The 24,406-nt window shown below is 66.3% G+C and carries 26 protein-coding genes; 14 read left to right on the top strand and 12 right to left on the bottom strand.

The genetic code is table 11. The features are described from left to right. Positions 1–60: 60 nt before the first annotated feature. Positions 61–1,515: an aldehyde dehydrogenase family protein gene (locus ACZ5QD_RS15175; protein WP_006896787.1), complete on the bottom strand. Its 1,455-nt coding sequence runs from the start codon at positions 1,513–1,515 to the stop codon at positions 61–63. A gap of 302 nt (positions 1,516–1,817) precedes the next feature. Here ACZ5QD_RS15175 and ACZ5QD_RS15170 point away from each other — a divergent pair, with 302 nt between their 5' ends. The 3 genes from ACZ5QD_RS15170 (at position 1,818) to ACZ5QD_RS15160 (ending at position 6,373) form a co-directional block, all read left to right on the top strand. Next, positions 1,818–3,470: a sigma-54-dependent Fis family transcriptional regulator gene (locus tag ACZ5QD_RS15170; RefSeq protein ID WP_006896786.1), complete on the top strand. Its 1,653-nt coding sequence runs from the start codon at positions 1,818–1,820 to the stop codon at positions 3,468–3,470. Positions 3,471–3,647: 177 nt separating this feature from the next. After that, positions 3,648–4,805: an iron-containing alcohol dehydrogenase gene (locus ACZ5QD_RS15165; protein ID WP_006896785.1), complete on the top strand. Its 1,158-nt coding sequence runs from the start codon at positions 3,648–3,650 to the stop codon at positions 4,803–4,805. A gap of 65 nt (positions 4,806–4,870) precedes the next feature. Beyond that, positions 4,871–6,373, top strand: a complete 1,503-nt coding sequence (locus tag ACZ5QD_RS15160) for a CoA-acylating methylmalonate-semialdehyde dehydrogenase (RefSeq protein ID WP_062367459.1) — start codon at positions 4,871–4,873, stop codon at positions 6,371–6,373. Here ACZ5QD_RS15160 and ACZ5QD_RS15155 read toward each other — a convergent pair. Further along, entirely contained in the window at positions 6,354–7,046 is a 693-nt protein-coding gene (locus ACZ5QD_RS15155; protein WP_464366910.1) for a hypothetical protein, read from the bottom strand. The genes ACZ5QD_RS15160 and ACZ5QD_RS15155 overlap by 20 nt on opposite strands. Positions 7,047–7,190: 144 nt before the next feature. Here ACZ5QD_RS15155 and ACZ5QD_RS15150 point away from each other — a divergent pair, with 144 nt between their 5' ends. After that, positions 7,191–7,385, top strand: coding sequence for a hypothetical protein (locus ACZ5QD_RS15150; RefSeq protein ID WP_006896782.1), 195 nt, complete (start codon positions 7,191–7,193; stop codon positions 7,383–7,385). Between the two features lie 84 nt (positions 7,386–7,469). Here ACZ5QD_RS15150 and ACZ5QD_RS15145 read toward each other — a convergent pair whose 3' ends face one another. Continuing rightward, complete coding sequence (locus ACZ5QD_RS15145) at positions 7,470–7,727, bottom strand: hypothetical protein (RefSeq protein WP_062367457.1); 258 nt, start codon at positions 7,725–7,727, stop codon at positions 7,470–7,472. Positions 7,728–7,814: 87 nt separating this feature from the next. After that, positions 7,815–8,027 (bottom strand): hypothetical protein, encoded by a 213-nt coding sequence (locus ACZ5QD_RS15140; RefSeq protein ID WP_006896780.1) that lies wholly within the window; start codon positions 8,025–8,027, stop codon positions 7,815–7,817. Between the two features lie 153 nt (positions 8,028–8,180). Here ACZ5QD_RS15140 and ACZ5QD_RS15135 point away from each other — a divergent pair, with 153 nt between their 5' ends. Together ACZ5QD_RS15135 and ACZ5QD_RS15130 are read left to right on the top strand one after the other, a co-directional pair. Next, positions 8,181–9,299 (top strand): alpha/beta hydrolase, encoded by a 1,119-nt coding sequence (locus ACZ5QD_RS15135; protein ID WP_062367456.1) that lies wholly within the window; start codon positions 8,181–8,183, stop codon positions 9,297–9,299. Between the two features lie 89 nt (positions 9,300–9,388). Next, positions 9,389–9,718, top strand: a complete 330-nt coding sequence (locus tag ACZ5QD_RS15130) for a PLD nuclease N-terminal domain-containing protein (RefSeq protein WP_006896778.1) — start codon at positions 9,389–9,391, stop codon at positions 9,716–9,718. Positions 9,719–9,791: 73 nt separating this feature from the next. Here ACZ5QD_RS15130 and ACZ5QD_RS15125 read toward each other — a convergent pair whose 3' ends face one another. The 6 genes from ACZ5QD_RS15125 to ACZ5QD_RS15100 all read right to left on the bottom strand — a co-directional run bounded on the left by ACZ5QD_RS15125 (position 9,792) and on the right by ACZ5QD_RS15100 (position 15,256). Beyond that, entirely contained in the window at positions 9,792–10,367 is a 576-nt protein-coding gene (locus tag ACZ5QD_RS15125) for a dihydrofolate reductase family protein (RefSeq protein WP_062367455.1), read from the bottom strand. Positions 10,368–10,464: 97 nt separating this feature from the next. Further along, the gene (locus ACZ5QD_RS15120) at positions 10,465–10,806 is read right to left on the bottom strand and encodes a hypothetical protein (RefSeq protein WP_062367454.1); all 342 of its coding nucleotides are present in this window, start codon (positions 10,804–10,806) and stop codon (positions 10,465–10,467) included. A gap of 146 nt (positions 10,807–10,952) precedes the next feature. Continuing rightward, positions 10,953–11,447 carry a DUF6262 family protein gene (locus ACZ5QD_RS15115; RefSeq protein WP_348808959.1) on the bottom strand — a complete coding sequence of 165 codons (495 nt, stop codon included), beginning with the start codon at positions 11,445–11,447 and terminating at the stop codon, positions 10,953–10,955. Further along, positions 11,444–13,444 carry a tyrosine-type recombinase/integrase gene (locus ACZ5QD_RS15110; protein WP_348808960.1) on the bottom strand — a complete coding sequence of 667 codons (2,001 nt, stop codon included), beginning with the start codon at positions 13,442–13,444 and terminating at the stop codon, positions 11,444–11,446. The genes ACZ5QD_RS15115 and ACZ5QD_RS15110 overlap by 4 nt, the downstream gene beginning before the upstream one ends. Continuing rightward, entirely contained in the window at positions 13,431–14,555 is a 1,125-nt protein-coding gene (locus ACZ5QD_RS15105) for a tyrosine-type recombinase/integrase (protein WP_348808961.1), read from the bottom strand. Before ACZ5QD_RS15105 ends, ACZ5QD_RS15110 begins: the two co-directional genes overlap by 14 nt. Then, entirely contained in the window at positions 14,552–15,256 is a 705-nt protein-coding gene (locus ACZ5QD_RS15100; protein WP_348808962.1) for a hypothetical protein, read from the bottom strand. The genes ACZ5QD_RS15105 and ACZ5QD_RS15100 overlap by 4 nt, the downstream gene beginning before the upstream one ends. Before the next feature lie 261 nt (positions 15,257–15,517). Between ACZ5QD_RS15100 and ACZ5QD_RS15095 the strand changes: the two genes are divergently transcribed. Next, complete coding sequence (locus ACZ5QD_RS15095; RefSeq protein ID WP_348808963.1) at positions 15,518–16,633, top strand: ImmA/IrrE family metallo-endopeptidase; 1,116 nt, start codon at positions 15,518–15,520, stop codon at positions 16,631–16,633. 18 nt (positions 16,634–16,651) lie between these two features. Beyond that, positions 16,652–17,011, top strand: a complete 360-nt coding sequence (locus ACZ5QD_RS15090; protein WP_348808964.1) for a hypothetical protein — start codon at positions 16,652–16,654, stop codon at positions 17,009–17,011. An 18-nt stretch (positions 17,012–17,029) separates the two neighbouring features. On the opposite strand, the gene ACZ5QD_RS15085 is transcribed toward ACZ5QD_RS15090, so the two are convergent. Beyond that, on the bottom strand, positions 17,030–17,440 hold the full coding sequence (locus ACZ5QD_RS15085; protein ID WP_348808965.1) for a hypothetical protein: 411 nt from the start codon (positions 17,438–17,440) through the stop codon (positions 17,030–17,032). Positions 17,441–17,515: 75 nt separating this feature from the next. Between ACZ5QD_RS15085 and ACZ5QD_RS15080 the strand changes: the two genes are divergently transcribed. After that, positions 17,516–17,860, top strand: coding sequence for a hypothetical protein (locus ACZ5QD_RS15080; protein WP_348808966.1), 345 nt, complete (start codon positions 17,516–17,518; stop codon positions 17,858–17,860). A gap of 29 nt (positions 17,861–17,889) precedes the next feature. Here ACZ5QD_RS15080 and ACZ5QD_RS15075 read toward each other — a convergent pair whose 3' ends face one another. Next, on the bottom strand, positions 17,890–18,276 hold the full coding sequence (locus ACZ5QD_RS15075; RefSeq protein ID WP_348808967.1) for a hypothetical protein: 387 nt from the start codon (positions 18,274–18,276) through the stop codon (positions 17,890–17,892). Between the two features lie 176 nt (positions 18,277–18,452). Between ACZ5QD_RS15075 and ACZ5QD_RS15070 the strand changes: the two genes are divergently transcribed. The 5 genes from ACZ5QD_RS15070 (at position 18,453) to ACZ5QD_RS15050 (ending at position 24,221) form a co-directional block, all read left to right on the top strand. Next, positions 18,453–19,223 carry a hypothetical protein gene (locus tag ACZ5QD_RS15070; RefSeq protein WP_348808968.1) on the top strand — a complete coding sequence of 257 codons (771 nt, stop codon included), beginning with the start codon at positions 18,453–18,455 and terminating at the stop codon, positions 19,221–19,223. Positions 19,224–20,091: 868 nt separating this feature from the next. After that, positions 20,092–21,120, top strand: a complete 1,029-nt coding sequence (locus ACZ5QD_RS15065) for an ABC transporter substrate-binding protein (protein ID WP_464366909.1) — start codon at positions 20,092–20,094, stop codon at positions 21,118–21,120. Beyond that, positions 21,120–22,178: a FecCD family ABC transporter permease gene (locus tag ACZ5QD_RS15060; protein ID WP_068744867.1), complete on the top strand. Its 1,059-nt coding sequence runs from the start codon at positions 21,120–21,122 to the stop codon at positions 22,176–22,178. Before ACZ5QD_RS15065 ends, ACZ5QD_RS15060 begins: the two co-directional genes overlap by 1 nt. Then, positions 22,175–22,984 carry an ABC transporter ATP-binding protein gene (locus ACZ5QD_RS15055; protein WP_348808971.1) on the top strand — a complete coding sequence of 270 codons (810 nt, stop codon included), beginning with the start codon at positions 22,175–22,177 and terminating at the stop codon, positions 22,982–22,984. Before ACZ5QD_RS15060 ends, ACZ5QD_RS15055 begins: the two co-directional genes overlap by 4 nt. Then, positions 22,977–24,221, top strand: coding sequence for an MFS transporter (locus ACZ5QD_RS15050; protein ID WP_348808972.1), 1,245 nt, complete (start codon positions 22,977–22,979; stop codon positions 24,219–24,221). Before ACZ5QD_RS15055 ends, ACZ5QD_RS15050 begins: the two co-directional genes overlap by 8 nt. The last annotated feature ends 185 nt before the right edge of the window (positions 24,222–24,406 follow it).

The following is a 24,406-nucleotide window of genomic DNA, read 5'->3' as shown; positions in this document are numbered from 1 at the left end:
CGGCCCGACCGCACCGCATGCGGCACGTTCGGAGGGACGGGTAGGTGCGTATCGACCCGGCTAGGATCGCTTGAGGTTCACCACGTGGACGTCGACGAATCCCTCGACGCCGATGCGACCGAACTCCGCGCCGAGGCCTGACTGCTTCACTCCGCCGAACGGCACGTCGGGGGTCAGCTGGAAGTGATGATTGATCCAGCTGGTCCCGGCGTCGAGGCGGTCGGCGACTGCGACGGCTCGGTCGGTGTCAGTCCCCCAGACAGAGGCCCCCAGGCCATACGGCGTGTCGTTGGCACGGTCGATCGCGTCCTCGAGATCGTCGTAGCGGAGAACCGAACGGATCGGAGCAAAGGTCTCTTCTCTGACCAATGGGCTGTCTTCGTCGACATCACGGAGAAGCGTCGGTTCGACGTAGTAACCGGGCCGGTCGAGCATGTGGCCGCCGGCGACGACCGTCCCGTGCTCGTGTGCCAACTCCAGGCTGGCGCGGGCCTTCTCGTATTGCGCCGCATTCTGCACCGGGCCCAGCCGAGTGTCCTCGTCGAGGCCGTGCCCGACGGTCAGTTCCGACACTCGCCGAGCGAGGGCCTCCACCAGCGGGTCGTACATCGACGAGGGTGCATAGATCCTCTTGATCGAGACGCAGACCTGTCCGGCATTGGCGTAGGCCCAGGTGCACAGCCCTTCGGCGGTCTTCTCGACATCCGCGTCGTCGAGAACGATCGCTGCGTCGTTGCCACCGAGTTCGAGGGTGAGCCGCTTGAGAGTGGGGCCGCAGGCCTCCATCACACGGCGGCCAGTCGCCGTTGAGCCGGTGAACGACACCTTGTTGATGCCTGGATGCCCGGTGAGGTGGGCTCCGAGGTCGCCGGCATCTCCGACGACGTTGAACACGCCGGGCGGAATCACGTCGCGGACGAGTTCTGCGAAGTGCATCGTCGCCAGCGGAGTGGTCGGCGACGGCTTCAGGACCATCGTGTTTCCGACGATCAATGCGGGAGCGAGCTTGTAGAGCGCTTGGAACAGCGGGAAATTCCACGGAGTGATCGCACCGACCACACCGACCGGTCGGTGACGCAGTTCGACGTAGCCGTTCTCGTCGTCACGCAGTACTTCGTTCGGCAGTCGATAGTCGGCGAAGTACCGAGTGAAGTCGATCGACCAACTGACGTCGTCACGCGCCTGCGCGATCGGCTTTCCCTGTTCCAGGGTGGTCAGATGCGCGAGTTTCTCGTGGTGCTCGACGAGGACGTCGGCAATCCGATGCAGAATCGCACCGCGCGCATCGACGCTGAGCGCGGACCACCCTGGCAGCGCCCGCTTCGCCGCTTCCACGGCGTCATCGAGTTGTTCCACCGATGCCGCCGGCGTGGTCGCGACCTGCTGGGCCGTCCCCGGGTCGATCACCGACACCTGGGAAGCTCCGTCGACGAGCCGCCCGTTGATCAACTGCCCGTACCTCTTCGTCGCCAGATCGAAGGTCAGAGCAGTGGCTGGAGGTGTAACTGAGGTCATTGCATTCCTCTCGATTCGAGTGCCACCCGGCACAGTGGAGGTCGCCTCGCACAGCGCTTCGTGAGAGCCACGGCGGGTCCGGTCGGCGTACCGGGAAGAGCGACACGATTCAGTGTTGCGACTTGCGTCACACGTATGTGTTCGGTATCCGTACACCTGAAATCGCCGGTTTCCGTCGGCAGAACATTCGATAGACTGGCTTTGAACTCCAGTGATGGAACTCACAGGAACAGGCGGCATGTCAGGCCATCGCGTATGCATGCGCTGGTCTTCCCAGTCGGGATAGCGAGAGGTCCGACCCCATGAGCAATAACGACGCAGTCACACTCACATCGCGCGGAGCGCTCTGGTCCGACCGCGCGCTGCACGCGTCGTGGATGAGGTCTCAGCAGTACGGACTCGACCCGTCCAAACCGATGGATCCGCCGACCACTGACGGCATCGACACGGGGAGCCGGCTCTTCCGCGCTGCAACTCCCGTGCTTCGCCGTATGTGCGCCGGGATCGAGGGCGAACGTTTGTCCGTCATGCTCATCGGCGCTCAAGCAGAGATCCTGACCACGGTGAACGGGTGCGCCCAGATCGATCACGTGGTCGAAAGGATCGGCGCAACGCCGGGAGCTGTGTGGCGCGAAGACACAACCGGCACCAACGCGCTGGCGACCCCATTCGAGACCCGGCGCCCACTGTTCGTCCGCGGCGTTGAGCATTACGTACAAGATCTCCACGGCTACAGCTGCTACGGCCGGCCGATCTTCAATCCGCTGAACGGCCGACTGATGGGCGTACTCGACATCATGAGTGTCGCCGGAGCCGAATCGGGACTGATGCGACCGTTCATCGACACGGCGATCGCGGAGATCGAACGGAACATTCGGAGCACCTCGAGTGGCAGCACACGGTCAGTGATCCGAGCCTTCGAGGACGCGGCCCGGCACCCCGCCGCAGTCGTCGTGGCGCTCTCTAGGGCAATGGTTCTGCAGAGTTCGATGGCAGCTCGCACTCTGTCCGCAACCGACGTCTCGGCCCTGCAGCAACTGGCCGACGGGGTGCGGACAGCCACACGTACGGAACTCGAATTGACCAGTGGCAACACCGCCCGTGTCGAGATGGAGCCGATCGACGGCGCCGATGGAGTCCTGATCCGTGTACAGGCTCGTCAACGTCCGGCTGTACCTCGCACTGCCGACCGCCTGCGCTATTGGAGCCGGGTGCAGAACTGGGTCGACGACATTCGAGACAGCTGCCGCTCGGGCGTGATCGTGGGTGAGCCGGGTAGTGGTCGCACCACAGCATTGGCCGGCGCGGCTGGCGGGCGGGCTCGCCATGCGATCGACGGGCGGACCGATGATCCCACCGAGGTCGAGAACAGACTGCGGTCGTTGATCAACGATCCCGGTCGCGAAGTGCTGACGATCGACAATCTCGACTTACTGCCCCAGTCCGCCCGCAACCTCACCGAGAATCTGCTCGTCGGTCAGGCGCAGCGAGTTCTAGCCGCCACATCCGCCCCGAGACCGGGGGACGCTGACAATGCCCGCCTGCTCGACTTGTTCGAAGATCGTCTGGATCTGCCGGCTCTCCGCGATCAGCGTTCCGAGCTCATCGATCTGCTCAATGAAGTCGCGGGACCTGGCGTCCGGTACCGCTTCACACCTCACGCCACCCGTGTCCTGGAATCGTACTCATGGCCAGGCAACCACCGGGAACTCGCAGGGGTGTTGCGCTCGCTGGAGCGCTCTCGGGGCACTCTCATCGATGTCACTGATCTGCCGATCGCCTTGCGGATGAAGGCCACGACGAAGCAGATGACACCGTGGCAGCAGGCGAGTTGCGACGCGATCATGCGAGCCATGGAGATATGCCACGGGAACAAGGCCCACGCGGCCGACTACCTGGGCATCAGTCGCAGCACTCTCTACCACCACATCAAGGAGTACGGAATCACCGTGTAGACCGACCCGCGTCGGGCCATACCAGCGAAATATGAGCATTGCTCTTGCTCGCGTGCTTGGCGAAGGCTGCGGGAGGTCGTGCAACAACGCACAGGGATGTGTGGATCTGGCCGTTGTCGAGCCGTCTGCGGTGAAGCAGAGTCACAGTCGACCCGTTTCCCGACCAGAGGCCGTCTCATGTCCAACCTCATCGCTTTGCCCCGCATCCTGCGGGTCGGCGCCGACTCCTTGAACGATCTTCCCGCAGTTCTCGCCGATCTCGGGAGTCGACGGCCGTTGATCGTCACCGATCAGTTTCTGACGTCGACGGGTGCGGTGGCCCGGATCGCCGGAGCCCTGTCGGCTGCCGGCGTCGACTGCAGCGTCTTCGACCGCGTGATCCCCGATCCCACGACCGATTCCCTGCAGCCCGCCGCCGAGACGGTGCGCGCCGATGGGTGCGACGCCGTGATCGGCTTCGGCGGCGGCAGCTCACTCGACACAGCGAAAGCGGTTGCGCTGCTCGCCACCACCGATCGCCCGATGCGCGACTTCAAAGCTCCGACGTCGACCGATCAACCGTTGCTGCCACTCATCGCGATTCCGACGACCGCGGGCAGTGGGTCGGAGGCCACGCGGTTCACGGTCATCACGGATTCGGAGACCGGCGAGAAGATGCTGTGCCCCGGCCTGGCGTTCCTGCCGACAGCAGCGATCATCGATTTCAAACTGACCATGTCGATGCCGCCACGACTCACCGCCGACACCGGCATCGACGCTCTGACGCACGCGGTGGAGGCGTACGTCAGCGTGAAGTCGAATCCGTTCAGCGACGGGTTCGCCCTCACCGCAATTTCGACTATCGGCTCCTGCCTGCGTCGTGTCTATGCGGACGGCTCCGACGAAGATGCGCGCGAGCAGATGATGCTGGCGGCGACACAAGCCGGCATCGCGTTCTCCAATTCGAGTGTTGCTCTGGTGCACGGCCTGAGCCGGCCTCTCGGGGCTCACTTCCATATCAGTCACGGACTGTCGAACGCGATGTTGTTTCCGACGGTCGCCGAGTACTCGTTGCCGGGTGCCCTATCCCGCTACGCCGACTGTGCCCGCGCATACGGCGTCGCCGGCGACAAAGATTCGGACGAGGTCGCGAGCAGGCTGTTCCTCGACGAATTGAAGCACCTCAACCATGATCTGGGCGTACCCAGCCCGCGCGAGTTGGGGATCGAGCCCGAGCGCTGGTCCGCGCTTCTGCCGACCATGGCCGAACAGGCACTCGCATCGGGCTCCCCGCAGAACAATCCGGTAGTTCCGAGCACCGACGAGATCTGCGAAATCTATCGGCGCGTGTACTGACTCTCTACTTCGACACTGTTCGGAATCACTTCCACCCTGCCTACATGCACACCTGAGGAGTACCCATGCCTTCAACCACCATCGATACCGTCGGGAACTGGATCAACGGCCGCACTGCCACCTCCGACAGTCCCGACGCCACCAACGTCTACCGTCCTGCCACCGGCGAGGTGACCAAACGGGTCCCCGCGGGTTCCCGTACCGACGCCGAGGCCGCGGTTGCGGCGGCGCACCGAGCCTTCGAAAGCTGGTCTGCTACACCGCCCCACATTCGCGCCAGGGTGATGTTCGCGTTCCGGGACCGCCTGCTCGCCGACATCGACGATCTCGCCGCGATCATCTGCGACGAGCACGGCAAGGTTCTAGACGATGCGAGGGGCGAGCTGCAACGCGGTATCGAAGTCGTTGAATTCGCTTGTGGCATACCTGATCTCATGAAAGGCGAGTTCACAGAGAACGTCGGAACGAACGTCGACGGAATGTCGATGAGGAAGCCTCTCGGCGTGGTGGTCGGTGTGGTTCCGTTCAACTTTCCGGCCATGGTTCCGATGTGGATGTTCCCGATCGCACTGGTCTGCGGCAACACTTTCGTTCTCAAGCCATCCGAGAAGGTGCCCACGTTGGCGTTGAAGATGGCATCAATGCTCGCCGACTCGGGCTTGCCGGACGGAGTCTTCAACGTCGTCCAAGGCGGTCAGACGGTTGTGAACGCCCTGATAACGGATCCGCGAGTAGAAGCCGTCAGTTTCGTCGGGTCGACGCCCATCGCGGAGCACATCTACCGGACCGCTACCGAGTCCGGCAAACGCGTGCAGGCGCTCGGCGGCGCCAAGAACCACCTCGTGGTCATGCCGGACGCGGACATAGACAGCGCGGTCAATGCCCTGATGGGATCGGCCTTCGGCTCGGCCGGCGAGCGCTGCATGGCAATCTCCGTCGTCGTGCCCATCGGAGACGGGGTCGCGCAAGCAGTCCGCGACAGACTCGTCGAGCGGATCGCAGCATTGCGCGTAGGTGCGGGCACCGAGCCCGACGTGGAGATGGGTCCGTTGATTACACGCGAGCATCGCGATCGGGTGATCTCCTACCTGTCGGCCGGTGTGGAAGACGGTGCGGAACTCGTTGTGGACGGCCGAGACCGGTGCGATGGACCCGGCTTCTTCCTTGGTGCTTCACTGTTCGATCATGTGACTCCCGAGATGCGGATCTACCGTGAGGAGATCTTCGGGCCCGTTCTCGCGATGGTGCGAGCCGAGTCGTTCGAGGAGGCATTGGAACTCGTCAACGACCACGAATTCGGCAACGGGACTGCGTTGTTCACTGCCGACGGCGGTACCGCGCGCACGTTCATTTCGCGAGTCAGGGCAGGGATGGTCGGGATCAACGTCCCGATTCCGGTCCCGATGGCGTTTCACTCCTTCGGCGGCTGGAAGCGCTCGTTGTTCGGCGACCACCATATCCACGGCAGGGAGGGCGTCCGGTTCTACACGCGGTACAAGACGGCGACGATCCGTTGGCCGCAGGGGCGAAGCTCCGCTGCGGAATTCGTCATGCCGACCGCGAAGTAGGCGGAGCCGGCCGGCCGCGCCTGCTTCCCCGGTAGGCGTTACGCCGCAGCGAGCCCAGCCAGGCGGGTACCTGTTCGACACCCGACGGCATCGTGTCGACCGGATCGAAGGCCACATCGGGATCGACGCCGACCCGCGTCAGATCGACGAACCCGAGCGGTGTGCGGTGATCTGTCCGTCGCGCCTCCAACGACAGGCCACCGCCCGCCTGCAGTGCGTCGGCGAGCGAGGCGAGATCAAGGCCTCCGAGGACGTGCGGGGCCAGCAGTCGCGCCGACACCGTCCAGTGTTCGCCATTCCACGCGAAGGGACTGATCGTCGAGACCTCGAGGTCGTTCCACGTGGCAGTCGGGGTCGGGACGTCGACGACACCGATTCTGCGCACCGGACCCGACAGCAGGAGATCCCAGTGCCGGGGCTCGCCGACGGCGTCGGTGTCTCCGGTCGGCAGTCGGAGGGCCACCCCGACGAGGTCGGGCAGCCCGGCCGGGGTGCCGAGTCCCTTCGATATCCGCACCACTGTCGGACCCGATGCCAGCGGCAGCTGCTCGGCTTCGATTGTGGCGTCGCCGGCGCACACCAGACCGTGTCGATGGACGGCGCGGCCGTGACGCAGACCGGCCACCGTCGCGAAAGTCTTCTCGACGAGCGAACTCGTGCTCTTTGCCAGCATGGCTTCCTCCTGAGGCTCGGTTCGTCGGACCACCGACGAGTACCCGGATCACCGCACGGCCAACCATCGATCGCCGGTGTTTGGGATCGCTCCGCTCGGGGTAGCCGGAGAGGACTCACCGACAGCGAACCGAAGGAGCACGTCATGACCGCGACAACTGTGGAATACGCCCCCGGGACCAGCGTGCGGTGCCGTCTGGCGTCCGGTCACGTCGCCGACTGCGTCGTGGTGGCCGTGCGGCACTTCCCGGTCGACTTCCTCGAGGTGCAGTTCGAGCAGGACGGCCGCCGGATGGCGTTCACCGGCTCGGCGATCGCGAGTGCGATCACACCGGTCTAGGCTCGACGCGCACACGCGAAGCCGCCCACCCCGACGTAGAGGTGGGCGGTTGTCGTGCGGGCCGAGGCCGCGGGTCGCCGCAGGTCAATGCAGCGTCGCCGTGCCGACCCGGTCGACCAGTTCGGTGTCTCCGCCGCGCTGGGCGCAGTGCACACAGCAGTACACCCTGCCGTCCGATTGCACGCCGTGCCCGATGATCGGCGTGTCGCAGACCGTGCAGCGGGGCGCGTGTCCCGCAATCGCGCACTCGAAGCTGTCGTAGACGCCGCGTCCTTCACGGCCCTCCACCGAGATCAGCAGCGCATGTTTGTACTCGTTTCCGCATATGTCACAGACCGCCATGTCGGCTCTCCTTCCGTCGGTCTGCTGTGCAACGGCCAGAAGGCGGCGGACAGGGAGATCCCCGTCCGCCGCCGACGGTCAGTCGACTCAGCTCTGACCGCCTCCGCCGCCGTGGCTGTGCTCGCCGCCGCGGACCTTGGCCTCGTGGGGCTCGTTCTCGGCGCCCTTCTTGCCCGCCTCATGCGGGTCTGCGCCTTCGGACGAACCGAACTGACCGGGGCTGGACTCTCCGCCCTTGCGGGCCTGCTCCTCTGTGTCCGACCGGTTACCGAACTGGCCGGGGTTGTTCGGATCTGCCATGAGAACTCTCCTTCCCTCAGGTGGGGCGTTCTCCCCCACAGTCAGTGAGTACCCGTGTGCACGGGCGTCAAACCCCGACGCCGCATCGGATCGAGAATGCGGTGGTCGGCCGATACCGCGGTCCGGCACGGTCTTGTCACTATCCTGAGAGCCATGGTTATGGCAGACCGCGACGGTGTGAAGACAGCCTCCGGACCGATCACCGCGCTGACGGTGCTGGGTCTGGTCGACAACATGCTCAACGGGCTGGCTCGGGTGCCCTTCAGTCGGCCTTTCCAGGGCGCAGGGGGAATCCTCGACAACATAGGTCAGTCCGTCACCCGGGCCACGGTCCGATCGTTCCTGGGATACTCGGTCAGCCTGCCGATCGAGGACTTCCGCTCCATGGAGAAGATCCTCGACACCGTGTGCGGGGCCATCCTCCATCCGGTGGTCGGATACTTCGGCGGCGTCGAGATCGAGAGCGACGTCGTCGGCGGCCAGGAGGGCGTCTGGTGCCGTGAGAAGGTCGCCGTGCGCGAGGCCGATCCGGAGGTGAAGGCGCGCGACAAGACCATCCTGTATCTGCACGGCGGCGGCTACTTCGGCACCACCCCGAACATGTATCTGATGTTCGCTGCGGCCCTCGTCCGCCTCACGGGATGCCAGGTGTTCATCCCCGACTATCGGATGGCGCCGGAGTTCCCGTTCCCCGCCGCGTTGCACGATGCGGCCGATGCCTACCGGGGGCTGATGGACCTCGGTATCCCCGCCGAGGACATCATCGTCGCCGGCGACTCCGGCGGCGGCGGACTCAGCACCTCGCTGGTCGTCTACCTGCAGGAGCAGGGCATGCCGAAGCCGCGGTCGTTGGTGCTGTTCTCGCCCGAGGTCGACCTCGACCTGTCGCAGGACTCCATCGTCGACAACGCGTCGAAGGATGTCCTGCCCTGGAACATCCCCGTCACCTTCTATCTCCGGGGTATCCAGCCCAACGACGAGCGGGTCTCGGCGGTCTACAGCCATCCGGATCCGGAGTGGTTCCCACCCACGTTCGTGTGCTGGGGCGGCGAGGAGATGTTCCGCGACGCGATCCGGGAGTTCGCCGAGCGGTTGCGCGAGGGCGGCGTGAATCTGCATGCGATGGAGGAACCCGGCATGTTCCACGTCTTCCCCATCCTGATGCCGTGGGCCGAGTCCGCCAAGCGCGTGTTCACGACGATTCGCGAGCTCGCCAAGGAGAACCTCGAATCCGACCCGCGGCCCCAGCCGACCGTCGCACCGGTGCCCTGAACTCGGGCGATTCCGGCTTCCCCGCCTCCGGCGCGGTGCGTACTGCGCTACCGTGAGGCATCCGTTTCGACTGCTATGGGGGAGTCAGCATGCCGTATCTCGGTGGAATCGTCTTCTTGATCTGGGTGGCGGCGTTGATCGACGTGATCATCGCCGACGAGTTCCGCGTCCGTCACCTGCCGAAGGTCGCCTGGGTGCTGATCGTGATCCTGATTCCGCTGGCCGGATCGCTGGTCTGGTTCCTGGTCGGCCGCCCCGAAGGCGGTGCTCCCGTGCCACCCCGGACCACCGGCTTCCCCGAATACGAGCGTCCCGAGTACAAGGCGGCGATCGCCGCCCGCGAGGAAGAGGAGTTCCGTCGCCGGGTTCGCGAACGGGCCGAGGCGCAGCGCCGCCGTGCCGAAGACGACGGGGAGTGACTGCGCCGCACGGCCATCGTGAACGGACGGCGCGTGCCGGTCGGGATTCAGCGGACTGACGAGGAGCGCGTCTCTACTGTCCGCCCGGATTCTCAACACGCCGGTAGCGCAAAGCCATCGCCCCCGACCGGAACTCCTCACGGTGCACCAGCTCGAGTCGGATGCGCTCGCGCAGACCCGACAGCAATGTCGGCCCGTGCCCGGCCAGGACCGGCTGGACGATGAACTCGTACTCGTCGATGAGGCCCGAGTCGGCCAAGGCCAGCGGGAGCGTCACTCCGCCGACCCACAGTCCCCCGCCAGGTTCCTGTTTGAGCCGCCGAACCGCTTCCCCGACATCTCCCGACACCAAGTCCGCATTCCAGTCGACGGTGGCCAGGGTGCTCGACACCACGTACTTCTTCGCCCCGTCGATCGCCTCGGCGAACGGAACCTCCCACTGTTCCATCCAGTCCGGCCATACGCCGGTCGGCGGTCTCCGCCACGCCGACTCCATCATCTGATACGTCACCCGGCCGAGCAGCAGAGCATCGGCTCTCTCCATCTCGGCCGTCCAGTAGGCCATCGACTCCTCGTCCGGCGCGATCCCCGCCTCGTGATGACAGCACCCGTCGAGCGTCACGTTGATCGAGTATCGGAGTGGTCGCATCGCTCTCTCCTCAGCTCGTGAAGTTCCAGCTCAGTGCAGCGTACGACGGATCACCGGTCCGGAGACGGTCGACGGTGACAATGCGGCGGGAACTCGACTAGATCTCGGTGAGCGCTTCTCCGGCAGGGAATGGGAGCGTGAATTCGTCGCCGACGTCACCGATGGCGTCGGAGACCGCGGTAGTGACAATGACCCGATCCGAGTAGAGCTGCCGGATCCGCACCGTGTGTCCGCGGTAGTGAAACCGGTTGCGCAGGAACCCCAGCCCGCGCTCTTCGAGTGCTTCCTCGGCTGCGGACCAATCGGCCACTGGCTCCAGCGGCCGGCCCAGACGGTCGAACGGAATTAGGTCGGGCGCCTGAGACTCGAGGTCGATCCATCCGACGACTTCTCCGTCCTCACGACGGTGTGGGATCCAGTGACTGGGAATGGCGCTCATGGCTTCGCACGCTACCCGGGAGGTTGGCCATTTTTGGTGGTGTGGTGCCTCGGAATGTGCCCGAGGACGGGAAAAGAGCTACCCCTCGTGAGAGGGAGTAGCTCTGACTTCTGTCGAAATTGTGGAGCCTAGGAGATTCGATATCTCTAGGAGCCTCCTGACTGTCCACGACGTGGCTGACGGGGGTCATCGTGGCTGTTGTGGCCCTGTGGTGGTCGGTTTATCTGCAGGTTCTCCTTGACGGGTTTCTTGCGTGGCCGGGTTCCCAGGTCGAGGAGTCGGCTGCGGAGCGCCTCGTTCTCGGTGCGTAGTTGCGCGAGCTGTTCGGTCAGTTCGCGGTTGCGGTCGATTGCGGTTGCGAGCTTGGTGCGGAGGGATTCTGCGGTTGCCGCGGTCGAGCGTTCGGTTCCGGCGGGGGCGGTGCCGCGTTTCGCGTCGATTTCCTGTCGGAGCTGGTGGTGCTTGTAGAGGAAGCTGGTTGAGACGTCGGCGGCGCGGGCGACGGCGACGAAGGTGACGGGTTGTCCGGTGTTGTGCAGCCGGGTGATGGCTCGGCGTGCGCGGGCGGTCGCGCTCGTTGTGCGGGCTGCGGCGGCCGCGGTGAGGCGTGCGGTGCGGTGATCGCGGTCGCCTTCGCTCACCTGGGTTCCTGCGCGTCAGAGCCGATTTCGTCGATGAGCTTGGTGACCTTGTCGAGCATGGTCTTGTTCAGTTCCGCAGCCTGGCTATCACCATTCTCGTGCGCCTGCGTGGCGAGCTGGTGGAGCTGGTCGCGGAGGGTGATGTGCGCGCCGAGGAAAGTGCGACCGCCGGGGTCGTGGAAGGAACAGTCGATGCACGGGTTGGGGCGGAACTCGCAGCGTTGCGTCGCAGGGAGCGTGCAGAACCCGTTGGGCAGTGCGGTGGTGAAGCGGGCTCGCAGTCGCTCGACGGTGGCGTCAGCGCCTTTGTCGGGGTTGGTATCCCAGAACTCTCGGGCCTTGCGCGCGAGGGTGTCGTCGGTGATGCGGGCGTAGGTCGCGGTCATGGTGTCGCTGTGGTGGCCGAGGAAGTCGCGGACTTCCGGTTGGGTCCATCCGTTGTTGAGCAGGCTCATCCCGATGGTGTGGCGGAAGCGGTGGACGTCGCCGCCGGAGATCTTCTCGCCGGTGGTGATGGAGGCGGTGATCTCGTGCTCGCGGAACAGTGCGGCGAGGCGGTGCCGCAGGCCGCTGGTGGACCAGGGCTGGGTTCGGCCAGCGACGGCGCTGGATCGGGCGCCGGGGAAGAGGTGTTCGGCGTCGGGCCCGTAGGTGTCGCGGACGCGGGTCTGCTGGTCGCGGACGATCGTGGCGAGACTGTCGGGGACGGGAAACCGGCGCCAGGCACTGGTTTTGGTCATCCAGTATTCGATCCAGTACCCCTGGTCGCTGTGTTGGAGGCAGTCGATCGGGAGGCTGACGAGTTCGGAGATGCGGCACCCTGCCCACCGTGTGGTGGCGATCATCGCTCGGAGGGTGGGATCGGTGTCCGGGTTGTCGACGATCAGGGTGTCGATGCGTTCGATGACGTCGGGTGGGAAGGGCCTGGGCCGGCGGGTCTTGCGGTGGACGTTCTCGCCGCGGCGCAGGAAGACCGCTGATCCCAGGTCGTCGACGAGTCCGCAGTCGCGGAGTGTTTCCAGCAGGTAGGCGGCGGTGTTCGCGAGCTGGGGGTTCGCCTTGGTGTCGGGGCGGCGGGTCCATTCGAGGTAGTCCAGGAACACCGTCCGGGTGACCGCGGGAGGTTTGGGGACGGTGCCGTCGAGGGTGAGGAACTGGGCGAATTGGCGGGTGGCACGCAGCCACTGGGTGAGTGTTCCCCAGGACATGCTGGAGGTGGAGAGCTGTTGGCGGGCGAGGCGTTTGACGGCGTCCTTGAGCCAGGGCACCGGGACGGTGGCCCAGTCGACGGCAGTTCGTGTCGCCCCGGCTTGGGTGGTGTCGAGGACGAACTCGAATCCGTCGCGCCAGTGCCAGTGATCCGCCGCCCATGGGTCGGGGTCGGTGGCCCCGTGCAGGAGCCGGAAGAACCTGCGGATGTAGGGGGCGCAGAGGGAGTCGAAGTTGGTGTAGGGCCAGTATTGCCGGCACAGCAGCAGCCAGTCGTCGACGGGGCGTTCGGTCAGGGAGCTGGTGATGCGCCCGTGCGCGACGTCGATGAGGACGATCAGGACGCGGCGCAGTCCGGCGTTGGGGGTCCAGTCGCCGCGGCCGATCTTGGTTGCGGCGACGAACCGGATTTCGTCGGCGGCGGTCTGCGGGAGCGGGCGGAAGTCGACCGCCTGGGTGGTGGCAGGCCGGCCGCGTGGCACGCCGACGGGCAGGGCGCTGATGGTGGCCCAGGCGTCGAAGTCGGCGGGCTGTCCGGCGCGGAACCACTGGAAGTAGTGGGCGTAGCACAGGCCCGACGTGGCGCCTGTGCGTCCACTGGGGCCGCCGAGCCAGTACCGTTCGCCGTCGCAGTCGGTGACGGCGCAGGGGTCGGTGGCGGCGCGGCGGCGGTCGCCGGCGACATCGACGACCGGCCAGGTCATTGCGCACCAGGGCCCGTCCGGCACCTGCAAAGCGGAGACATCGGTGCGCCCGGACCGGGCGCGTTCACCGTTACCGTGCGCCATCGCCGTCTCCCTTCACTCGGTGCTGCTGCGGTTCTCGCCAGACCAGATGCTCGGTGTGGCGGAGCTTTTCGGCGAGGTCGTCGCTGGCGAGGTGGATGTAGACGTCGGCGCTGGCCGAGTGGGATTGGCCGAGGCGGGCGGCGATTTCGGCCGCGGTCCATCCGGCCTTGGCCAGGGCGGTGGCGTGGGTGTGGCGGAGCATGTGCGGGTTGAGGTCGTCGATCCCGGCGGCGGCGCCGATCCGTTCGATGAGCTGGTAGGCGTTGGAGTAGGTCATCGGACCACCGACGGGTGGGCGGGAGAGGTTGACGAACACGTAATCACTGTCGACGTAGGCGATCTCACCAAGCAGGTACGCCGCGTACAGGTCGAAGAACCGCCGCGGAGCCTCGACGATGAACTGGGCCTTCTGCTTCGACAGGGCGCCGTTGACGTTGTCGTCGCGCCGGCAGATCATCACCTGCCTGCGCATCGGGTTCAGGTCGCCGTGGCGCAGGCCGAGCGCTTGGCCGACCCGCAGGCCCAGGTCGTACTGCGCCGACAGCAGCAGCCGGTCACGGGCGGTCGACGCCGCGGCGAGCAGCTTGGCGAAGTCGGTCTCGAAGTCGATCACCTGCACGGTCTCGGCCGGCTGCCGGTCGGGCCGGGCCAGTCGGGAGACCTCTCGGGGACGGCGCTTATCGAGGTGGGCGAGGAAGCTGTGCGCGCGCCGCGGCAGCTTCGACGGGTTACGGGTCAGTACCAGGTCCTGCGGCCCGCGGCCCTCGACGCGGTGGAACTCGTAGAACTCACGGACCGCGGCACTGACCGCTTTCACGGTGCCGGGTGCGCGGCCCCCGCACCGTGACGGCAGCGGCGGCAGTCCTGCGGTGAGGACAGCGACGAAGTCGCACAGCTGCTGGAAATCCAGCTCATCCCAGGAGATTCCCCGGGCGGCCAGCCAGCGGTAGAACTGGCTCAGGTGCCGCGCGTACGAGCGGACGGTGTTCTGGGAACGTCCGATCGCCCGCTGCCAGTGCAGGAACTGCTCGATCTCAGGCACCGGCAGCCCGTTCTCGTCGACGACCGTCCACGACCGGACCCCGTGAACCGTGACCGGGGCGGCCCTCATCGCTGGTCCTCGAGGCCGTCGTCGCGGCGCGGCCGGCGGGTCTTGATGTCGGTACGCCGCCGATGCTGCTCATCGCGTACGAGATCCTCAGTGCCGACGAGGTCGTCGGCGGTTAGCCGCCCGGGCAGCCACCGTACGTCCCGCTTGCGCCAGGAGGCGTACCTCTCCTGCACCCGATCCATCGGCACCTCGAACCGTTCCCACTGCACCCCTGGGGCGCTGACCCAGATCCGTCGCACGTGCGAATCGGTGGCCGCGTCGTAGTCCCAGGTCAGCTCGCAGTGCGTAGGATCGCCCACCAGCTGCAGGGTCTGGGAGTCCTGCTTGATGAACGCCTTGCGCCGGGAGTTGGTGCCGTCCATCTCCTTGTGATGGATCGCCAGGTAGGTGCGGCCGTGGCTGCTGACTTCCGACCACTGGTAGGGCCGTTTGACCAGGTGTCCAGGCGGGTGCATCCCCTGGGTGCTCAGCCACACGTTGGTGCCGGCGGAGACGAACGCCGCGACATGGCTGCCCCGCAGTAGCGGCTGCAGCATCGTCTGCAGATGCGCGGGTTGCTCCGCCATGAGTGTGTTCCAGTGATCGACTGCGGCCAGCAGCAGCGCGCCGATACCGATCGTCACCGGACGCAGGATCCGCTGCGCCTCCTTTCGGGACACCGTTCCCTGCAGCGGGTTGAGGTCGTCCATGAGTGTCGTCACGATCTGTCTCCTCTCGATGTAATTACTTGCGTGGAATTTTGCCTAACGTGGTATAGTTCTCAGGTAGACAACACGCCGTGACCTGCAGAATTAGCCACACCGGTTCGCCTCGATCTCGCGACCGAGACGTGCGTCACATCAGCCACTTGCGTTTCAGGTGGAGATAACCGGGCCGGTAGGAAAGTCGCAGTTCACACGGTGTTTCTGCACGGATATGCGGTAGCGGCGCGATAGCGTGAAGCACAAGGATCGATCGAGGATATGGAGGCGATCTGGGTGACGGCACTCATCTCGCAGGCCGAGGCGAATCCGGTGATGGTTGCGCTGACGCGACTGGCGCACGGCTGGTCGAAGAAGCGGCTCGCTGAGGAGGCCGGGGTCTCCGGATCGCACGTCACCCGAGTCGAGGCCGGTGCCCTGCCCCTGGCGGGTAAGGCGCTCGACGACTACGCGCGGGCGTTGCAGTGCCCAGTGGATGCTCTGTGCGTTGCGTTCGAGCGCTCCCCTGCGCAGGGCACACACTTCCGCGCCAACGCCACCACTGCGGAGTGGAAGCGCGACCGCGTCTGGGCGCGCGCCAACCTGGTCGCTATGCGGCTCGGCCGGGTCGCGGCCCACACCGACCTCGATCCGGAGCTGGCGCTGCCCGATCTCGACCCCGGGGACTACGCCGCCGAGCTCGGTGAGATCACCGTCGCGCAGGTCCTACGCCGGCTCTGGCGCATCGCCGGGCCCATCCGGTCGATGACCGAACTGCTGGAGGCGGCCGGGGTCTTCGTCGTCGTCGAGGACTTCCACGACCGCGAGATCGACGCGGTCACCCTGCGCGCCACCGCGCATCACCCGCACCTGGTGTACGTCAACGCGGCACTACCGCCGGACCGGATGCGCATGACCCTCGCGCACGAACTCGGGCACCTGGTGATGGATGCGATGACACTGGTCAGCCCCGCCGAAACCGAGCGACGGGCAAATGTCTTCGCCGCCGAGTTCCTCGCCCCGGTCGACGACATCGGCCCGGCGCTGGACCGTGTCTCGACCCGGACGGTGCACGAGCTCGACGAGCTGCGCCTGGACTGGGGAGTGAGCGAGTCCTCGCTCGTCGTCCGAGCACGCGAGCGCGGCGTGCTCTCCGACCGGCAGTACCGGGCGATGTTCCGACTACTCAACGAAACCGGCCGGATGTACGGCGCCCGGCCCGGTATCCCGGCCGAGACCCCCGAGCTCGCGCGGGATATCCTCGCGCAGCTCGCCACCGACGGCTACAGCAGCACCGAGCTCGACGCCCTGACACTGCTGAGCCCCGACAAGCGCACCTGCCTGTTCGGTGCACCTGACGGTGCTACCGCCGGCAGCCGGCACCTGACCGTCGTTTAACACCGTGGGCCGCCTGGGATGTCACGGTGGGGCTGGAACCGCAAGGACGCGGTCAAAGACCACCACTGGCGAGTCCCGCGCGGTTCGAACAAGGCGGTGCAGGCCAAAGAGCAGGACGACGCCGCAGGTGGCCGCCACAACCGTGCCATTCGCACCGCGCCCGACGCTCTCGGGCGGGTGGTGCTGCGGTGCCAGTACCGGCGCCTGTACGCGGAGCTGCGGTGGACTGATGCGACGAAGAAGTACTCCGAGTACCTCGGCGAGATGACCTGGCATAGCCGCGCCGACAACCTCGCCGCCGCCTGGCGCCTAGCACACGCCCGCGGTCTCACGGCCAAGGTCCCCGAGGAAGGGTCCGCCGAAACCGGTAGCAGCTAACCGCTCTGATGCCGCGCGCTACTGCATCCAGCGGGCGCAGTCTTCGGATGCCCGTGCCAGGACGGTGTCCAGGTGGCGGGTGTCATGCGGGCCGCTGGTGAGGTAGGTGATCGCCGTCTGGTCGTCGAGGTCCGCTGACGGCGCGCACATCCAGCAGGCCGCCGTCCACGGCTCGGCGGCGCGCCGCAGTGTTTGCCAGATGGTCAGCAGTCGCTCGTCCACCCGGCGGCCGTCGGGGAACTGCCACGCGGGGAACACCGGCGTGCCACTGGCCAGTGGCACCCAGATCACCTGCTCCGCGGCGACCATCTGCGCCAGGTCATCGGCGTCCAGACCGAGGTATCCGGTGACACCGTCGGCGTCGTAGAAGGGCCCGACGATCTCGTCGAGTATCGCTCCCGCATCGCCGCCGGTTGTCGTCTCGTCCACGGAGGCGATGATCCGCGCGGCCCGGTGCACTTGTCCACCCGGATAACGTCGCGCCCAGCGTGGATACTGACGACCATGACGGAAAGCGGCGACGAGGTGCGGTTCGTGTCCGGCAATGAGCGGCTGGCGCGGATTCTCGCCGACCCGGACCGGCGGGCCCGGGTGGACGCCATCACCGCCGAGATGGACCTGATCGATCAGCGGTATCGCACGGCCGCACTCCAACTCGACGAAGCGGTGGCCACGACGGCCGCAGAAGTCGGTGCCGGCACGCCCGCCGAGGTGCTCACCGCACTCCAGCGTCATCTCACCGCCGCTGGCGTGCGCGAGCTAGGCATCACGCTCACATTCGATGATCACGACGCGACGGTGCCGTGGACCCGGTTCGCCGACCATCCGCTACGTGACACTCGCGACTGAACGCCGCGCACCGGACCCGCACCGATCTTCTACTTGGGTGCGGCCTCGTCGGGGACGAATCCGCTCGCCGCGGCGTCCGCGGCACACAGGGTCCGGACCCAGCTTCCGCGGCGCGTGAGGCCGCCACCGCGGCCGCACTGCTCGCAGGTCCGCTCCGACCGTCGTTCCGCTGCCCGGATCAGTTCATCGAAGCCCGGCCGGGGCCGGTCCGGTTCGATCTCGACGTAATACCGCAGCCCACCGAACTTCTCCTTGACCTGCACTAGCTGGTAGTCGGGATCGATCGCGCCCAGCTCCTGGTCGAGATCGACGATCAGCCGGTACCAGCCCGGCCCGACATCCAGGGACCCGTACCACCCGGGAAGGAACCGTGCGCGGATCCCCGCCAGGTCATCCTCACTCACCTCGTCGGCCATGCAGACCAGCCTGCCAGGACGCCTACACCACGGTATAAGCGGCCCGGCATGGTCTGTTCGTTTGGGTTCGAGGGTATGCCCCTGGTATTTCGCGCGCGCATTTCGCACACCGCTCCTACCAAGCAGTGCGCCACCGTCGAGCAACCTCCGAATTGGTTACTGGCACGCTCGTACCAATGTCACGAAGATCAGATCGCAACCGCACCCCGCGCCACAAGCCCGAACCCGCACCGCTGGATCACACACCGCTGATGACGGCATTGCGGCAGGTGGAGATCGCCGTCAACGGCTTCAACCGCGAGGCCGCACGGATCGAGACCGAGTACGGCATCGCGATCTATCCAGAGCGGGTGGGCAATATGCACACCGATCTGGCGCGGTACATCGAGGTCGCGATCGGCATCGTCGCACGCAAGCTGCCGGTCGCCGTGTACGGGTCAGACAGCCGGCGCTGGACAGGCCCCCAGTCCCCGCGACAGGTGTTCGCCCTGTACGAGGCAGCCGGCGACAACACCGCCGACTACCTGACGCAGATGACTCTCAACGCCGAGCAGATCAAGGCCAAGAAGGACGACCTCGACCGCAGCCTCAAGCAGAAGTGCCTCCGGCCGAAGACGAACGGGAAACCTTGCCAGATGCGGCCGCTGTACCAGGCCGGAGTCGGCCACCAAGAAGGTTTCGGCTGCTGGCGCCACGCCACCGATGAGGAGAAGCTCGAGCTCGAAAAGTCGCGAATCTCCATTGAGGTCAAGACCGGTTGCCCCGGGTGCAAGGCCGGCCCCGGTGAGGCGTGCCTGATCCCGACAGAGGACGGCCTGACGCCCACGCAGGCCGGCCTGACGATGGTCGACGGCGAGTGGCCGCGGGTGCGGGTCCTCGGTGGCGTCGATATCCACGTCCCGCGGATCGAATTGATCCATCCTCGCGTCCTCGAGCCCGTCGACTAGATCTACGCCTCCACCCACATGATGTCGTCGCCCCGACGGTGGCTGCCTCGCCATAAATCCTCCTCGCATGCCGTTTACCGTGGAGAGACAACGAGCACGAAAGAGATCCAAGGGAGCCCCATGCCAGACAGTGCGAATCTTCCGCGGTCATCCAACCCGAGCGAACCCAGCTCCGAGACGGTGGGGGAACTCACCGCGGGTATGCGCGGCAGGTGGGTGGTGGAATCGCAGGGATCGACGCATCTGTGGGATCTGGACGCCTTGACGTATACGCGTCGCCCTGGCCCTGCCAGCCCGACGGGGGCATTCGACTACGACGGCATTACTCACCGGATCACGAGAGTGAGCCGGTGGCCCCGCGTTGGAGACCAGTCGCTGGTCTGGTTCGACGACCCTGCCAGCCCCTTCGACACCGAGCAGTTCAGGCGTTCGTCGGTCATCGTTTCGATCACCCGTGCCTTGACAGAGACGGACCCAACGCGGGGCCATCGTCGGAATCGCTGAGCGAGCCGCGACCACGTTTGGCCCCTCAAGGGGGCGACGTCGTCGAGCTCGAGCCGCGTCCGGTTTGTCCAGTCAATCATCACAGGCGTCGATCGCCGGAATCTCAGTCCAGCAACTCCCCGGCAGGATCTCTTACGACTCGCCGCCATCGATGACTACTCAACGGCCACACCAAGCACTTCCATAACCGGTATAGATATTTCCGCGTCGATCACTTGCCGCGGGAACTTACCGCGTCGTCCGAATGCGCCGAAAAGTTCCCACGAGTTTCAGCCCTATCCTCAAGGCGCTCCAATTGTTTCGCCTCTGTGCCAGCTACCCCACCGCGGTATACACGTCGCGCGCGCTGGTGTTCAATGCACCTATGCAAAGCACACGGACCTTCTTCAGGACGGGCGTCGGCGCTGCGGCCATCGGACTCGCACTGACAGTTGCGCTCGCGGGTTGTTCCTCAGTGGAGTCGGGGCCGCAGTCGTCGAGCGCGGCACCCCCGGCGGTGATGGAGTTGTGCGACGGTACGGAAGTCTCGTTCGATCGTCCCGTCGAGAAGATCGCTACCGGCAACACCGCAGCACTGGAACTGCTCATTCGTCTGGGGGCTGCCGACAAGGTTGTGGGTACTGCGTGGTCCGACGGGGCCGGTGCGCTGTCCGCCGACGTCCGAGCACAGGCGGAGAAGGTGCCCTCACTGGGGGCCCGCGCAGCCGATAAGGAGAAGCTCCTGCAGTCCGGCGCGCAGGTCTACATCGATCCCTATGAGGGCATGACCATGATGGGTATCACCGGCCCCACGGCGGCGGATTTCCAGGCAGCGGGGATGAAGCGGGTCGTACTCCGCTCGTCCGCCTGCACAGCGTCCCTCACCGCACCGGTCACCACTCTCGACGGTGTGATGGCCGATATCCGGTCGCTGGCAGCCTTGGTCGGGCGGCAGCAGGAGGGTGAGAAGCTGGTCGAGTCGATGCGAACCGAACCCGTAGCCGCTGACGCGATTCGCCCTAAGGTGCTGTACCTGACGTCGGCCCGCAACAACGATCAGGCGAGCACCATCGGCAACCGCCAGATCGGAAACGCGATCATCGAGCTCGCCGGTGGAACGAACATCTTCCGCGCAGTCGATAAGGCGCAGTTCGCGAGCTCGTGGGAGGACGTGGTTGCGGGCGATCCGGACGTGATCGTCGTCGCCGTCACACGGCAGTCGTCTCGGGACGCCGTCGACCGCAGCTACCAGGCGTTGCTCGACCAGCTGAAGAGTGATCCGCGGATCGCAGGCCTACGCGCGGTCCGAGAGGGTAGGTTCGTGCGCGCCTACGCCGAGGACTTCACACTCCCGGGTGTGGAGAACGCGACAGTCATCCGTTCTCTCTCACAAGAGCTTTCCAAGCTTCGATGATGGCCGTCGCGGCACCGGGAGGGTCCCGACGCCTGCTGCTGTGGGGTCTGGGCGTTCCGGCGCTGATCGCCCTATTGGTGCTCGGGGTGACGTTCGGGTCGACCGACATCGCCGTGTCGGATGTTTGGCGAATACTGACCGATCAGTTGCTCGGACGCCCTTTGGTCGAGGGAAGCCACGAGATCATCATCTGGCGTGTCCGGTTCCCCCGGCCGGTTCTCGCGGCGCTGATCGGGGCGGGGCTCGGTGTGGTGGGCGTCGCGGTGCAGGCGATCGTTCGTAACCCGCTGGCCGACCCCTACTTGCTGGGGGTCTCGTCCGGTGCTTCCTTCGGGGCGGTCGCCACTTTGGTTCTCGGAGGCAGTACCGCCGCGGCCCTCGTGTCGACGACTTTCGCGTTACCGGTCACCGCGTTCCTCGGCGCGATGGCGGCGTTCCTGGTGGTGTGGCTCATCGGGGCGCGGGGAGCCGCCGTCGCACCATTGCGGTTGATCCTCGCGGGCGTGGCCATCGGTCAGATCTTCGCCTCGTTCACCAGCTTCCTGGTCTTGCAGGCGGACGACATCAATCTCACCCAGGGGATCCTCCACTGGCTCATGGGCAGTCTTTCGGGTGCCATCGGGCCCGCGATCCCGATTGTCGCAGCGGTCGTCGTCTCAGGGGCGATCGGACTGTTCGCGCTCGCGCGGCCGCTCAACGCGCTCATCGTCGGTGACGAGACCGCGAATTCGCTCGGGATCTCGCCCAAGCGAGTGCGCACGGAGGTGTTCGTGATCACCAGCCTGATGACCGGGGTGATGGTGGCGTTCTCGGGTGCGATCGGGTTCATCGGGCTCGTCATCCCCCACATCGCCCGCTTCCTCGTGGGTACCGACCATCGCAAGCTCCTTCCCGCTTCCGCACTGTGCGGGGCTCTGCTGCTCTCGGGAGTCGATCTCCTGTGCCGGCTGGCCACCAGGGTCATCAACCAGGAACTGCCGATCAACGTCGTCGCCGCGGTAATAGGTGCCCCCACCCTGCTCTACCTCGTCAGCCGCCATCAGAGGAGGACTGCGTGACACCGTCCACGACCGGGCCCACACTCACCGGCGTCCACCTCGACCACGTCGACGTAGTCCTGTCGGGCACCACCATCGTCAACGGTGCGACAGTCGTCGCCGAGCCCGGCCGGATCACCGGGATCGTCGGCCCGAACGGCGGCGGCAAATCGACGCTCCTCCGCACCATCTACCGAGATCTACGACCGCACGCCGGCAAAGTTCTGGTGGGCGACCGCGACATCCGTTCCTTAGGCGCAGCAGAGGCAGCCCGCCTCGTGGCCGCGGTACCGCAGGAGCGCGGAACCGAGTTCGACTTCACCACCGGCGATGTCGTCGCGCTAGGGCGAATCCCACACCAGGGCCGGTTCGGCGGCGCGACCACAACTGATGCCGACGCGGTACGCCGAGCGATCGCCGATGTCGGACTGGAGGGATTCGAGAACCGCACGTTCGCGCACCTGTCCGGTGGCGAGAAGCAACGCGCCCTGCTCGCCCGATGCTTCGCGCAGGGCGGCGAGGTCCTGGTTCTGGACGAACCTACCAATCACCTCGACATCAACCATCAGGTCCAGCTACTACGGATCCTGCGCAGCCGAGCCGCGACCACGGTGATCACCCTGCACGATCTCAACACCGCGGCGGCGGCGTGCGACACCCTGTTCGTCGTGCACCACGGCCGGATCGTCGCGCACGGCGCCCCCGGCGACGTGCTCACTGTCGACCTGCTCGACGCCGTCTTCGGGGTCACGGCAACGGTTTCCACCGATACCCGCTCCGGGCGTCCGATCATCGCCGTCGACTACCTGGGAGGACCGCATGACTGACACGGATACCGGTTTCAACCGGCCACTTCTGGCCGCTGCCGGATTGCTGTCTTTGACCGCGATGGCGGAGATGGGCGTGGTCAACATCGCGCTCCCGTCTCTTGCAGCCGATCTCGGCGTGTCCATCGCGGCTGCGCAGTGGGTGGTTCTCGCCTACCAACTGCCGCTGACGGTGCTCTTGATCCCGGTCGGTTTCCTCCTCGACCGTCGTCCGATGCGCCTGGTTGTGCTTATCGCGCTGGGCGTCTTCGGGCTCAGCGGGATTGCTGCATGGGCGGCGCCCACCGCGCACGGCCTGTGGTGGCTCATCGCAGTCCGTGGTCTACAGGGCGCTGCCGGTGCCATCTTGTTCGTGATGATGCCGATGCTCGCGATCCGGTCCGCTCCTGCCGGACGCGCTCCGACGGCGCTGTCTGTGACCGCCACCCTCGGCCCTGTCGGGGCGGTTCTCGGACCGGTCCTGGGCGGTCTCGCCGTCGATGCGGCCGGTTGGCGGGCCGCCTTCCTGGTCAAGATCCCATTCGCGATTGCCGCGGCACTGCTGATCCTGCGGGCACTGCCCTCCGCCGCCCGAGCACCGGCGCCACCTCCGGGCGCCGACACGAGCGACGGCTCCGGCGGCGTCTTGCTCCGGTCGGCGCGGAGGCTACGGTCGATCACCGCAACCAGAGCTCTGCACGGACTTCTCCTGGGCACGCTCGGCCTCGCCGCAGCGATGCAGGCCATGCAGTTCACCGTGTCCTACGTCTTCCAGACCCAGGGTTGGCAGGCGGCGCGAACCGCCGCGGTGCTGACCACCTTCGCTCTCGTGATGGCGGCGACATCGATGCTCGCCGGGCGGCTGGCCGAGGCGAAAGGCCCCGCGAGGGTAGCGATCACCGGCGCAACGACCGTCGTAGTAGGGCTGACGGCCCTGACCGCGATGCTGGGCCGCACAGACGTCCTTGTCGTGCTGCTCGCCCTGATCGTGGTTGGAGTCGGCATGGGCCTCTACGGAGGCCCCACCCAGGCGTGGGTGATGAAAAGCGCCCCCGCCGGCGCTACTGCGACCGTCGCCGGCACCATGCAGTTGGCGCGAACCGCCGGCTTCGCGATAGGCCCCCTCGTCGCCAGTCTCGCGCTCACCACCTCCCCTCACGGCACCCTCGCCCTGATCGGAGCAACCGCGGGCGCGATCCTCGCCAGCGCGTGCTTTACCGTGACGAACCGGAAGCAGCGCGAGGCCCGTAACGCTTAGCCTGATTGGCGCCGCGCCGCGATTGACGGCGGTCGAGTCTTCCAACCGACTTCAGGGTGCAACAGCCGGGTAGTTCAACGGTGGCGTATCCGCACGGGGTCTCCGTCCCCGAATTGGTGAGTCAGAGTCGCTCGGTGCCAGCGCGATCCATATGACTCCGCGCGGCACCGTGCCGTAGCAGTAAG

It is taken from the genome of Gordonia sp. J1A, assembly GCF_055393515.1.
Note: the sequence above shows the minus strand (reverse complement) of the source record. Positions and strands in the feature narration are given on the sequence as shown.